The following is a 12693-nucleotide window of genomic DNA, read 5'->3' as shown; positions in this document are numbered from 1 at the left end:
GGCGAACGCGGCGGCCGGGCAAGTATGGCGGGCTTGTGGAGAGACCAGGCCCCTACTGACGTAGGGGGCTGAGGCAAGGCAAACTTACCCGTGCATACTCACCACACATGGCGGCTACACGTTCGGGACCTTCAGCTTGTCCCAGCTCTTGCGGCCCGGGATGCCGTCCGCGTCGTCCCCGGAGTACCCCAGCTTGCGCTGCCACGCCGCGTACGACTTGCGGTCCGCCTCGGTCCACTCCGGACCCGGCCCCTCCTCGTAGCGCCCGCAGCCCTCGGCGACCAGGCGCTTGCCCATCGCCGTGATGATCCTGCTCTCGCGGCCGTTCTGGAAGAACGCCGAGCCGGGGAACGGCTCGTACGTCGCGGGCGGCTTGGGCTGCTGCGGGGCGGGGCCGTCCGGCTTGGCGCCCAGGCGTTTGGCGATGCGGGAGCGCATGGTGTCCATCGAGAAGCCGCGCGGGTCCACCTTGCCCGGCTGCCACTCCAGATGGCCGATCACCGAGCGCTGGGTCCAGCCGTGGGCCCGGCAGATGGCCGCGGACACCTTCTCGATGGCCAGCTTCTGCGCCTCCGGCCAGGGGTCGTCGCCATCGCCGAGGTTGATGCACTCGAAGCCGTAGAAGTGGCGGTTGCCATCGGTGTCGGCCTCGTTGTCGCGGGGCAGCGCTCTCTCGTCGATGACGGCGTTGAGCACGTCGCGGTCGCCGAGGCCCGCGTGGTTGGCGCGGCCGTTGCCGACCAGGTGGACCGCGCCCGACTTGTCGATGACGCCGTGGCACAGCGGCCCCGGCAGGGCCGAGTGGCCGTCGTAGCACAGTGCCACTGAGGAGGCCGTGCCCTTGGTGACGGTGTGGTGGATCATCACGCCGTTCACCGGGCCCCACGGGCCCTTGGAGTTGCGGTTGTGGGTGCGCCAGCTGCGGACTTCGTGGACTTCCAGTCCCTCGTCGCGCAGCGCCTTCAGCAGGCGGTCGGCGGTCAGGGGAGTGGCCATCGTGGTGCTCCTTCGAAGCGGGTACGTGGTGTGGGTACGGATCTCGTCGGCCCGGGGCTCAATCCACCCCGCGCCCGGCCTACTCCTGCGGTTCCTCCTCCGCCCGGGCCTTGGCCTCGGCCTCCGCTTCGGCCTCCGCTTCCGCCTCCGCCGCGAGCGCCGCCGCGTCCGCCGCCGGGACCGGCGCGGCCAGCGGACCGAACGCCATCCGCAGATCCACCTCCGCCTCCTCGGCCGCCACCCACGCGAGCGGCGCGTAGTGCACCCGGATCCCGGCCGGGGCCTGGAGCAGCGGCTTGCGGGCCGCGTTCACCGGCCACTCGACGGCGCCCGTGGCCGTACGGGCCGGGATCAGCCAGTGGTCGCCGGAGCGGTAGGTGGCGTCGGGCGCGAAGTACACCTCGACGCCGTCCTCCAGCGGCAGCCAGCGGCCCTCCTCGACCCGGACCGCGCCGTGCCTGAGCCGCCCCGCCGTCCCCTTGCGCGCCCGCCGCGAACCCTCGCGGTGGTCCCAGCGGCGCAGGAACGGCCGCAGCTCCGGGCGGCGCCCGACGCCCGGCTCCGGCTCGCCGGACAGCCGCACCCGCCGCCCCGGCAGGTCGACCTCCTCCACCCGCAGCAGCGGCAGCGGCTCGCCACGGCTGGTGTACGCCGTGTCCACGAACTCGACCCGGTCCCCGACGTTCAGATCCAGCTTGTCGTCACTGCCGAGGGTGGCCAACTCGACCCACGTGCCGTCGAGTTCATCGACCGGGAAGACCACCGAGCCGTTCTCCCGCGACCACTTGAAGGTCGCCTCCTTCGCCGTGCCGCCCTCGTGGATCTCCACCCGGTACAGCTGGTTCTCCGGCCCCCGGTAGCGGGCGTCCGGCCGGATCAGACACGGGTCCTCGTCCGCGTGTTCCGGCCGCTCGCTGCGCGCCGCCAGCCGGGACGTGGCCGCCCCGGACTTCGCCACCCAGTCCCCGAACGCCTTGCGGACCTGGTCCTTGGTCGCGCCGGCCCCGTTCTCCAGGTCTTCCAGCTCCAGGGCCGAGCCCGCCAGCGGCAGCACCTGCCACACCACCTTGACCCGCGCCGCCGTGTCCGGCATCGCCGAGCCGAGGGCCACCTCGCGCAGCGCCGGGTCCTCGGCCGCGGTGACCGACCGCTCCCACACCTTCAGACAGGCCAGGAACGGGCGGTCCGGCAGCCGGTCGCCCGGCCGCTCCGGGTCCCGGTAGGCGTCGGGCTGGTCCCAGTACGACCAGGTGGCGGGCGGCGCGACCGGCTCGTCGTCCGCCTCACCCGCCGCGGGTTCTTCGTCCTGGACGGCCACCCCGGGCAGCGGCCGGGTCGCGTCGCACAGGATGCCGTCGACGTAGTAGCGGCCGCCGCCGATGAGCAGGTCGTCCAGCTCGCGGCTGCCGGCCTTGAACTTGATGTGGAAGCCGGTGTCCCCGACCGGGCCGCCGTGCTGCCCGATCAGGTCGGCGGCGATCGTACGGGCCTGGTGGAGCTGGATCGCGGCCTGCTCGTTGGCGTCGGCGTCCAGCTGTACGCGGCCCTGCTGGGCGACCACCGCCGAGTAGTGGCGGTCGGGCCGAAAGGTGAGACGCGAGAGATCGGCGTGCATGGAAGAGGTCCCCCTCGGAGGTTTTTCGGAAGTCTGGGCGGCGACTGTGGGTGCGTGCGTCAGGGGCTCGTGGTCATGTCACGGCGATGACTCCCGCGTCCGTGCCCGCCGGGGTGTACTCCGCGAGCCGCGCCCGCAGGCTGTCCTCGCGCTGGGGCTGGTACAGGTCGTGGAAGGCGCCCATCTCGGCCCCGTCCTCGGCGCCCCGGCGGATCTCCTCCGCACACCCGGCGGCCAACTGGCCGTACACCGGGGTGCCGTACCGCTCGCCGCTGAACCGCGGCCGCACCCGCCACGCCTCCCCGGCCCCCACCAGGTCCGGCTGGCAGCGGTGGCGGCGCGGGGTGCGCGAGCCCGGCGGCACATAGCTGAACCGCAGACATCCGACACCGCGCCTGGCCACGTGCATCCGCCCCGTGAACACGCTGTTCTCGCCGATCTCGACCGCGTGCGTGTGCACCTCGCCGATGACGGTCGTGCGGTGGGCGTACAGCACGGCGTGCGCGTGGCGGCAGTCCGGGGCGGACAGGGCCGGGCGGTCGTGGCCGGTGGCGTCCAGGATGCTGTCGCGGATGTGGATCGCCAGCGGGTCGGTGTGCACCTCCTCGCCGATGACCTCGATGGTGCCCAGGACACTGCGCTCGATCTGCACACACGCGGTGGTGCGCTCCAGCACCAGGCTGGGCTCGTCGGGCGAGCGCGGCTCGCACTCCGGCTCCAGGGACCAGCCGGGGACGAGCGTGCAGTGGCGCAGCACCACGGCGCCCACCGGCCCGGTGACATTGAGGCCGCGCCCCGCGATCAGCAGCCCGTCCAACACGATGCGCGGCGCCTCGCCGCCGCCGTCATGGTCTTCCCGCGCCCGGATGTTGAGCGCGTCGGGGCGGTTGCTGTACCAGTCCAGCAGCCGGATCACCGGCCGTGTCCCCTCGGCGGCGCGCAGTTCGAGGCGGTCGCCCGGGTCCAGGTCGAAGTCCAGCTGCTCCTGGTAGGCGCCGCTGTGCGTGATCTCGATGACGCCCTCGGGGCCGCACCGCCCGCCCCGCCGGTCGTGCTGCCACTGCCGGTACGCGTCCATGATCCGCTGGTGCGCACACCCCGGGCCGACCCGGTAGACCTCGGCGGCGGGGGAGGTCTCGCGGTCGTCCCGCTCGTACTCGCCACCGCCCATGTCGTCCGGATACGCGTGGTGGTACGTGACCCAGACCCCGTGGCGCGGCGCCGAGCGCGAGCCGAACGCGATGCGTCCCAGCTCCGGGTCGACCACCACCTGGCCGCGCTTGGCCCGGTAGCGCCAGTCCGTCAGATCGGCCACCACGATGTCCGAGAGCGGCACCGGCTCGTCCTGGCCGTCCCGCCAGATCGTGAAGCTCTTGCCCGGCCCGTAGTAGTCGGCGAGCCGGTCCGCGAGCTGCCTGCGGCGGATGTACGCGGGCACGTTGTCGATGGCCGCGATGTGAGAGGCGGACGGCTCGGGTTCGGGGCGGGTGACGAGCGGGGTGTCGTTGCCGAGGATAGAGAAGGTGTAGAGGTCGCGGGCCCGGTCGATGCAGTACGCGGGCGCGTTGGTGACGTGGTACGGCTTCAGCCGCCACACGAACAGCCCCACCCCGGCCGGGGTGTAGCCGCCCTGCCCGCGCCGGGAGCCCGCGCGCCGGACATCCACCGACCGCGCCACCGTCCCGAACGGCCCGCCCGCGAGGTCCAGCGCCGACCCGTCCCGCAGATCGGCGAGCCGGCCGCGCTCCAGGCGGCGGGTGTCCGCCGCCGCGCCACCCGTTCCGCCGTACAGCTTGACCGGCTGGTGGTGTGCGGTGAGCCGGGACAGCTCCACGGCCCGCGCGGGCCATCCGGCCACCGATACGGACAGCTCCTCCAGCAGCGCGAGCGTGCCCTTGCGCCGCCGGTTCGCGACGGTGGCCGCCACGTCCCGGCGCGGCGCGAGCGCCTCGGCCAGCCTCAGCCGGGAGGCGTGCGTGGGCCCGCCGTCCCGCAGCCCGGTGGCCAGGACCCGCTCATAGCCGGGCAGCGGGCGGTAGCCCACCAGGTCGCCCAGGTAGGGCAGCACCCACGCGGTGGCGGTCTCCACGAACCAGTCGTCGTATTGGCGCTCGACCCCGTCGCGTACCAGATCGACCTGTTCGGCGATCACGGCGAGCAGGGCGCGCAGGGGTTCGCCCGCCTCCGCGTCCCTGAGGCGATGCCACTGCGGGAGCAGCTCCGCGAGCCCGTCCGGCTCCCTGCTCATGACGTGACCTCGCTCATGACCTCGCTCATGACGTGACCTCCGTGAGAATCAGCGTGTCCGGGACCTCCGGCGAGAACAGCGCGAGCTGGGCCGGGCGGATGCCGCGGAAGACGGACACCGAGCGGCCGCGGGGCAGCCGGCGGGTGTCGGTGATGTCGGGGTTGAGGCGCAGCAGTTCGGCGAGCGGGATGCCGTGGCGCCCGGCGACGCCGGTGAGTGTCTCGCCGTCCGCCGCGCTCACGCGGTACGTCTCCTCGGTGTACTCGGCACACCGGGCGGGGACCGCGGCGCTCGGCTCGGTGAGCCGGGCGGCCAGCTCGGCCAGCTCTCGCGGGGTGCTGGAGGCCGGGACACCGGTGAAGGCGTCCACGTCCACATAGTCGACGCCCGGCACCGCGTGGGCGGTGGCCAGCACCTCGGACAGCAGCGCAGGCTGCCCCAACTCCCGCCCCAGATAGCCCAGGTTGCGCAGGAGTGCCGCGCGCAGCCGGGGCTCGACGAGCTCCCAGGAGTGGTCCGGCGCCACCTTCACCCGCGCCACCAGCAGAAGCAGCACCAGCTCGCGCACGTCCACGCGCACCGGCAGCCGGGTGTCCCCGTAGGCGGCCAGCGAGGAGCGCAGCGCGCGCAGCACCCGCGAGTCCTCGCCGATCGGTACGTCGTCCACCCCGGCGACCGTCACATGCAGCACCTTGCGCCGCCCGTCGAACAGCTCGCGGGCGGTGGCCCGGCCGATGCCCGCGCGCGAGCGGGCGAAGTCCTCGTAGTCCTGGAGGGACACCAGCCGGTCGAGCGCGGACACCGCGAGCGGGACGGTGCGGCGGGTCAGCCCCGGGCCGTCGCCGTCCGCGCCGCCGGTGGCGGGCTGCGGGTTGGTGACGGCGGTGACCCCAAGCGGCCGGGTCAGGGCCTGGGTGACGCGGTCCGCCGCCACGTTGGCGGCCCGGCCGGTGCCGAAGCGGTAGCGGGCCCGTACGTTCTCGTGGCCGCTGGACAGCCGCGCGCCGTGCACCCCGTCGCCGAAGGTCACTGTCGTCCGCCCGTCCGCGGCGGTCCCCGTGACGTACACCCGCTCGCGCGGGCCGCGCCCGGCCAGGCTGTCCACCCGGTGCCAGAGCAGCCCGTCGACGCGTACGTCCAGCGCGGGGACGGCCCCCAGCGGGTTGTTGGCCGGGAGCCAGGTCAGCGGGGACTGCCACAGCGCGAACGTCTGGTTGGCGAGGGCGGGGTCGCCGCTGCCGATCGCCTCGTCGCGGCTCTCGCCGTGCGTGGCGGGCACCACATTGCCCTGGACGCGGACCGTGTCGCGGCGGTAGCGGTAGGCCAGGCCGGCGGTGAGGGTGAGGGTGGTGTGCACATGGTCGCCGGGCAGTTCGGGGTCGACGCGCTGGTCGACGGCGGCGATCACCGCCAGCTCCGTGCCGCGCACCCCCGTTGATCCGGGGGTCGGCCCCGGGATGTCGGTGCGCTCGCCGGAGACGACGATCCGGCGGCCGGGCCGCAGCCCGTCGTACAGCTCGGCCAGCTCGATCTCGTCGCCGTGCACGTCCTCGCCCAGCGGCTCGTCCGCCGGGCGCAGCGCCTCGCCGCCCGCGTGCACGGTGGTGTCGCGGATCGCGGAGAGCACGACGTCGTGCTCGTCGAGCCAGGGGTCGGCGAGCGTCAGCTCGGTGCCGCGCCCGGTGATGCCGTAGTTGGTGTACGCGGCGGTGCGCACGGCCGTCACGCGCGTGGTGACGAACGCGAGCTTCTTGTCGCCCGGGATGCCGTCCGGCTCCGTGGAGCCCTTGCGCGGGCGCTCGATGGCCACCCAGCTGCCGACCGCGATGGAGCTCTGCACCGAGTCCAGCGGCAGGACATAGCGGTTGGCGGGCTCCGGCACGGTCGCGATGCCGATCTCGACGGCCGGCGGCTCGCTGCCCGGGGTGTACCGGACGGTCAGCTCGTACCGGCCGTAGGTGATGTGGACCGGAGCCTGGCCGCGCGTCAGCGTCCACTGCTGCGGATCGCCGTTGGCCACGACGACCTGCACCCGGCCGTCCTCGGCGGGCCGGGAGACGAACAGCGTGAGCGCCGGCAGGCCCGGCAGCAGCACCGCCGTGACCCCGGGCTCCTGGGAGTCGGCGGGGCGGCTCCTGAGCCAGCCCAGGTCGTGGTCCTGGCCGACGCGCGTGGACAGCCGGACCTTGCCGGGGCCCAGGTCGAACTCCGTGTCCCTGGGCAGATTCTCGCTGACCTGCCACGAGGTGCCGGTCTCGATGTGCTGGAACTCCGCCTTCGCCGGCACCTTGCCCGCCGGGTCGAACACGACCCGCACGCTGGTCAACTCGCCGCCGGTCAGCGGCCAGTCGGCCTGCCGGATCACCCGGCCCCGGTCGTCCTGGACGGGCCTGAGCGGCGCCGTCGCGCCGAAGGGCGCGGCCGTCACCCGCATCGCCAGCAGCTCGCGCAGCACGGGGACGGCGGGAGCGGCGGGAGCGGCTGGGGCGGTTCTGGGCGGGGCGGCCCGGCGCCACGCCGCGTACATCCCGTCGGCCACCCGCGGGTCCAGCGCGGACAGCAGCCCGGCGGCCAGGTCCGAGCCCGGCGCGAACAGCCGCTCCGGGTCATGCGCCGCCCGGGACCCGGCGCCGGACGGAGGCCGTACGACGCGGGTGCGCAGGGCGGGCAGTACGGCGCCGAGCGCGCGTACGGCGGCGGAGCCGTGCGGCGCGGCGGCCTCGGCCGCTGTGCCAAGGGGCCGGTCCGCGGCGAGCTGCGACCGCGGCCGGACCGTGTCGGACCGCGCGGCCTCCGACTCCCCGGCCCGCTCCCGCAGTTCGCCGATCACCGCCTCCAGCCGCTCGAACCAGGCGGCGACCTCCTCGTACGGGGCGGCCAGCACCTGCGCCTCGGCCAGCCGGTCGTGCGGCTCGGCCAGCCGCCGGGCGAGCTGGCCCGGCGTGGTGATCCCCTCCAGGTCGGCCCGCAGCGGCGCCAGCACCTGTGCGTCGAAGTCCTCGATCAGCCGGCTGACCGGGCGCGGATCGGGGTGGTCGGGGGTGGGCTCGGCGTCCCCCCGGTCGTCCGGGTCCTCGGCCGCCTCCGGGTCGGTGATCCACCGGCGTACCTCGTCCACCAGCTCCTTGAGGGACGGCGGGGCGGACCGCGGCAGCCCGATCGCCGTCACGTCCTCCTCCCGGTCGACGCTCACTGCCGCCACCGGCAGCAGCAGCCTCGTGCCGCTCCCGGACTCCGGCGTCCCGCCGAAGACGAACAGCAGCCGGTCGCCGACGGCGAGCGCCAGCGAGGTCCCGGCCAGCAGGAGCCGCGACCGCCGCCGCAGGTCGTCGGGGCCGAGCAGGGCCGGGCGGCGGCGCCTCACCGCCAGCTCGTTCCAGGCCCAGCGGGCCGTCAGGTCCTCGCTGGTCTCGAAGGTCTGCGACTCCTCGCCCGAGGCCGCGGGCACGCTGTGGCTGATGGCCCCGCGCGGAATCGTCACCACCACGTCCTCGGCGCGCGGATCCCGGTCCAGCGTGTACGCGAGGTGGGTGTCGGCCGCCACGCCCGGCCGCGGCACATGCCCGACCAGCCGCCCCAGGAGGGTGAGCGAGCGGTAGTCGTCGGCGGTGCGCAGATAGCCCTCGTCGGCGATCCGCTCGGAGTGGAAGGTCAGCAGATCGCCCAGGACCGCCCAGGCGTCCAGCAGCCCGATCGACGGGTCGTCCGGGGTGCGTACGGTCAGGCCGCGCAGCGCCGGGTAGGCGGGCGAGGCGAGCCGGTCGAGCATGGCGGCCAGGAAGGAGCCGTACTCGCCGACCCGGTAGTCCAGGGCCGCCCGGCCGGGCGGGTTGTGCGGGGCGCCGGGCGCGTGGCGCTCGTCGTGGCCGCCGCAGCCACATCCGCAGGTGTTCGGGTGGTCGCTCATCAGGCCCCCTTCAACTCGATGGCCAGGCGGCCGTTCTCGGGCCGGTCGGGGTCGTTGTCGCATTGGGCGATCTCCAGGGGGCCGATCCGCAGCACGCCTTCGTCCAGCGCCTCGCCGCCCGACGTCTCGTACGACGTGCCGTCGTCGGGCTCCTTCGGCCCCTCGAGCCCCTCGTGCCACAGCCGCCGCAGCCGGACCACCTCGAGGCTCAGCACCCCCGGCACCGCCGCCGCCACGGCCACCAGGCGGCTCAGCCGCACCGGCTCGCCGAACGTCAGCGCGTCGGGGTGGAAGAAGCCGAGCCGCCCGCCGGACAGCCGGCGGCCGCCCAGCACCCGGTACAGCTCGGCGAGGATCTGCCCGTGCTGATGCCCGGGCGCCGCGCACACCTCGACCGCGATGTCCAGCGGCACGGGTCGGGCCGGGCCGACCACCAGGTCGTGCCCGATCCGGCGGTAGCCCTCCAGTGCGTGCGCCACCGAGTCAAGCAGCGCGGAGGAGGGCGCCCCCGTCCCGTACGCGTCGACGGCGATGTGCGCCTCCTGCACACTGCCGGTCCAGCGGATCTCCGCCGCCGCCCGCTGCACCCCGGGCAGCCCGGACGCGAGCGCCGCGTAGTCCTCGGCGGTGACGGCCCGGTGCCGGGTGCGCCTGAGGTCCAGCGGGGCCAGCTGGCGCACCTGCTCGACCGGCTCGGGCTCGGTGCCCCCGACGGCGGGCAGCGGATTGCGCACCCCGGCCACGGGCATGGGCCGCCCGGTGTCGGCCGCGTCCGCGTCTCGGCACAGCACCAGATGGTTGATCGCCTCGGCGCCCACGTTGCCCGCCTTTCCGCCGCCGAGCCGGTAGTGGACCGCGAAGTGCGCCCCGGGCTTCGGCCGGGCGCCGTGCCTGCCGTCGCCGAAGCGCAGCGCGAGCCGGCCGTCGTCCTCCAGCTCGCCGACGAAGTGCCGGTCGCGGGGGCGGGAGCCCAGCAGATCCCGGCGCGGCGTCCAGGTCGCGCCGTCCTCGTCCACGCGTACGGCCGGGAGCGCGGCCCGGGGATCCTGGACGAGCCCGGCGGCCGGACCGTGCAGCACCGGGTCCTCCGGGTGCAGCCCGGCCGCGTACACGCGGCCCCAACTCTGCGCGATCTCCCAGGCGATGCGCCCGTCCAGGACCGTGCCCGCCCGCGCCCTCGCCGTCAGTACGTCGAGGCGCCGCAGCTTGGGGTCGAGCAGCCGGTCGGAGCGGTGCAGCAGCTCGCGCAGCGCCCGGACGGGTTGGCGGGCCAGGTCGATCCGCTCCAGCACCCGCAGCCCGAACAGGACGGTGAGCTCGGCGACTTCCGCGTCCGAGAGCCCGTCGCGGTCGCGGGCGCTGCGCCACAGCCCGGTGAGGCGGCTCCGGACACGGCCCGGGACGGCGGCCAGGTGCCCGGCCTGCCCGGCCGCGATATGGCGCGGGTCGGGGAAGGGCACGGCCTGGGCCACGGGCGAGCGGTGCAGCACGGGGCGGAAACGGGTGGCGATGCCCGGGTAGACGGACTGGGCGAGGAGCGTCCGTAGCGCCTCGGCCTGCGCGTACGCCGTGCCGGGCACCACCTTCTCGCGCCGCTGTCCGGCCGGCTCAAGGCCGATCCCGGCCCGGCCGGTCGCCTCCTCGCCGACGGTGGTGAACAGCTCCCGTACGTCCTCGCCGGTCAGCAGCCGCCCGTGCCCGGTCTTGTCGAGGAGCGAGTCGATGAGGCGCGCGGGCGCGTTCCCCGCGTCCTTGTCGAAGCAGCCGAAGGCGGGCGGGCAGCAGGAGCCGAGGACGGCGGGGACGGGCGGCACGGTGAAGGTCTCCGGGGTGCCGCAGCAGAACGTCAGCGACCGGCCGTGGTCGACGAGCACCACATTGCCCCGCGCCACGCTCACGTCGTCGATCGGCGCGCAGTCCGTGCCGCCTCGCGTGCCCGCAGTGCCTGACAGGCAGAGAGGGAAGGCGAGCGCGTCCTCCCGCGCCCAGGTGACCTCCAGGACCGGCTGCCCGGCCAGCCGGTCGACGGCCGGGGTGACGGAGGCCAGGCGCACCGCCTGCCGATGCGCCGGGTCGGCGTCGCCTGGCGTCCCGGAACGCGGCCCCAGCACCTCCTCGAACAGCAGCAGATCGCCGGGTTTCAGGTCCAGCCTCCGGGCCTCGCACTTCTCGTCCGCCCACTCGTCGCGCAGCGTCGCGGAGGTGGCGCCGACGGGCAGCGAGCAGACATCGCCGCCCCAGGTCCACAGGCGGATGGTGTTGTGGGCGGGCAGCAGCCGGGCGGGCCTGTCGGCCGCGACCGGCTCGAACACCTGGACCGAGCCGCGCTCGTCCAGCACGGCCAGCTCGCGGTCGTCGAGCACGGTGCCGAGATCGGGGCGGTCCAGCGGGCCGAGCGTACGGACGTCGACGGCGGCGAAGCGGAACTCCCCGGGGCGCAGCGTCAGCGGCTCGACCGTCTCGACGGCGACGAACGCGCGGGCGTTGCAGCCGTCGTGCATCGGGTAGTCGATGAGCCGGACATGGCGGCGTACGGACACCCGGCGGCGGGCGGTGTCGAGGTACGCCTCGGTGGCCACCGCGTCCTGGTGGTAGCTGATCTGGTCGGCGGTATAGGCCAGCAGATCGACCAGGGTGGTGCCGAGGTCGGCGGCGTTGCGCTCGACCCAGTCGGGGGTGGTGAGGCGGAGCCGGTCCAGGACGACCTGGCGGAGGGTGTCGTAGTCGCGGGCCGTGTAGTCGATGACCGGGGCGGGACGGAAGGTGGGCGGGCGGTCCGCTCCTTCGTCCTTGCAGTCGAAGGGGGTGGGACAGTCGGGCCGAAAGGTGAACTCGGCCTGGTGGTACCGCTGGTCGAACCCCGGGAAGGGCTCGGTGCCCGGCTGCCCGTACGGATCGGTCTCGACGACGGACAGCCGGTAGACGGACGTGTCCCCGGCCCGGTCGACCGTGACGTACAGCTTGTCGTCGAGCTCGGGGTCCTCCTCGCGCTCGACGGAGATCTCGACGACCTCGATGCCGGTGATCCGGCGGCCGCCGTCGACGCGTACGTTCTCCGGGCACAGGCCGTGCGGGGCCTTGCCGAGAAAGGTCACGGTGAGGGTGAGCCCGTCATCGCCGGCCTCGACGGCGTCGATCCCGTTGAGGTGGGCGGCTCGGATGAGATGCCGACGTGTGGCGCTCATGAGGCCCCCCTCCCCTCGAACACCTCGTCGCGGCGGCTGGCCGTGGAGCGCACCACGTACCGCAGATGGACCCGCACCACGTTCTCCTCGCTCACCACGTCCAGGGACTCCACCTCGATCAGCTCGCCGAGCCAGCGCTGGAGCGAGGCCTGCACGGACAGCTCCACGGCGGAGGCCAGCTCCGGGCTGTTGGGGGTGAAGACGAGATCCAGCAGCCCACACCCGAAGTCGGGCCGCATCACGCGCTCACCGGGGCTCGTGAACAGCAGCTGTTCGATCAGGTCGCGCACATGGTCGTCGTAGTCGGCATGCGCGGTGCGCCCGCGCCGGTCGACACGAAAGGGAAACGCGATATCGGTCCGTACCGTCCGGGCCCTCATCCGCACCTCACTCCTTGCCGCGCGGCGTCGACGACGGGCGCCCCCTGCGGCACGAGCCCCGCGCTGAAGCACTGTGCCGTGGAGGTGTCGAGCAGTACGGGCACGCCGTCGATCAGCACCGAGTCGTGGTCCGGAGTCCACCGGACGGTGGTGCACGGCAGCGGGACACCATCGACGGTGTGCGGGCAGCCGGTCACCATGAAGACGTCATCGGCGGTCGGCACGGGCTGCCCGTCGAGCCGCACGCCGGACGACGGAACGGAGGCCGGCCGCGCGCGTCCGCCGTGCGGGCACCTGATCACGGTTTCCGTGTGGCTGACGAGATTCCCGGAATTCCCGGACACGTCTGTTGTCCCTCCCCG

General features: G+C 74.3%; 7 protein-coding genes. All 7 read right to left on the bottom strand.

The window, feature by feature from the left end:
• Window positions 1–114: 114 nt before the first annotated feature.
• A complete protein-coding gene (locus ABTY62_RS12340) occupies window positions 115–996 on the bottom strand; it encodes a peptidoglycan-binding protein (protein ID WP_311728426.1) in 882 nt (293 codons plus the stop codon).
• 79 nt (window positions 997–1075) lie between these two features.
• Window positions 1076–2611, bottom strand: coding sequence for a DUF6519 domain-containing protein (locus ABTY62_RS12335; RefSeq protein ID WP_352129349.1), 1536 nt, complete (start codon window positions 2609–2611; stop codon window positions 1076–1078).
• 73 nt (window positions 2612–2684) lie between these two features.
• Window positions 2685–4859 (bottom strand): hypothetical protein, encoded by a 2175-nt coding sequence (locus ABTY62_RS12330; protein WP_352129348.1) that lies wholly within the window; start codon window positions 4857–4859, stop codon window positions 2685–2687.
• 25 nt (window positions 4860–4884) lie between these two features.
• Window positions 4885–8766 (bottom strand): putative baseplate assembly protein, encoded by a 3882-nt coding sequence (locus tag ABTY62_RS12325; RefSeq protein WP_352129347.1) that lies wholly within the window; start codon window positions 8764–8766, stop codon window positions 4885–4887.
• Window positions 8766–11951, bottom strand: coding sequence for a putative baseplate assembly protein (locus ABTY62_RS12320; RefSeq protein WP_352129346.1), 3186 nt, complete (start codon window positions 11949–11951; stop codon window positions 8766–8768). The genes ABTY62_RS12325 and ABTY62_RS12320 overlap by 1 nt, the downstream gene beginning before the upstream one ends.
• A complete protein-coding gene (locus ABTY62_RS12315; protein WP_352129345.1) occupies window positions 11948–12331 on the bottom strand; it encodes a GPW/gp25 family protein in 384 nt (127 codons plus the stop codon). The genes ABTY62_RS12320 and ABTY62_RS12315 overlap by 4 nt, the downstream gene beginning before the upstream one ends.
• Window positions 12328–12675, bottom strand: coding sequence for a hypothetical protein (locus tag ABTY62_RS12310; protein WP_352129344.1), 348 nt, complete (start codon window positions 12673–12675; stop codon window positions 12328–12330). Before ABTY62_RS12310 ends, ABTY62_RS12315 begins: the two co-directional genes overlap by 4 nt.
• Between the last annotated feature and the right edge of the window lie 18 nt (window positions 12676–12693).

It is taken from the genome of Streptomyces sp. NPDC097640 (genome assembly GCF_040302705.1).
GTDB lineage: Bacteria > Actinomycetota > Actinomycetes > Streptomycetales > Streptomycetaceae > Streptomyces.
This window is presented reverse-complemented; position numbering and strand designations above follow the sequence as displayed.

Bases quoted from the DNA above. Each gene is read 5' to 3' on its own strand.
- ABTY62_RS12340 (WP_311728426.1), bottom strand. From the start codon at position 996: ATGGCCACTCCCCTGACCGCCGACCGCCTGCTGAAGGCGCTGCGCGAC.
- ABTY62_RS12330 (WP_352129348.1), bottom strand. From the start codon at position 4,859: ATGAGCAGGGAGCCGGACGGGCTCGCGGAGCTGCTCCCGCAGTGGCAT.
- ABTY62_RS12315 (WP_352129345.1), bottom strand. From the start codon at position 12,331: ATGAGGGCCCGGACGGTACGGACCGATATCGCGTTTCCCTTTCGTGTC.
- ABTY62_RS12320 (WP_352129346.1), bottom strand. From the start codon at position 11,951: ATGAGCGCCACACGTCGGCATCTCATCCGAGCCGCCCACCTCAACGGG.
- ABTY62_RS12325 (WP_352129347.1), bottom strand. From the start codon at position 8,766: ATGAGCGACCACCCGAACACCTGCGGATGTGGCTGCGGCGGCCACGAC.
- ABTY62_RS12335 (WP_352129349.1), bottom strand. From the start codon at position 2,611: ATGCACGCCGATCTCTCGCGTCTCACCTTTCGGCCCGACCGCCACTAC.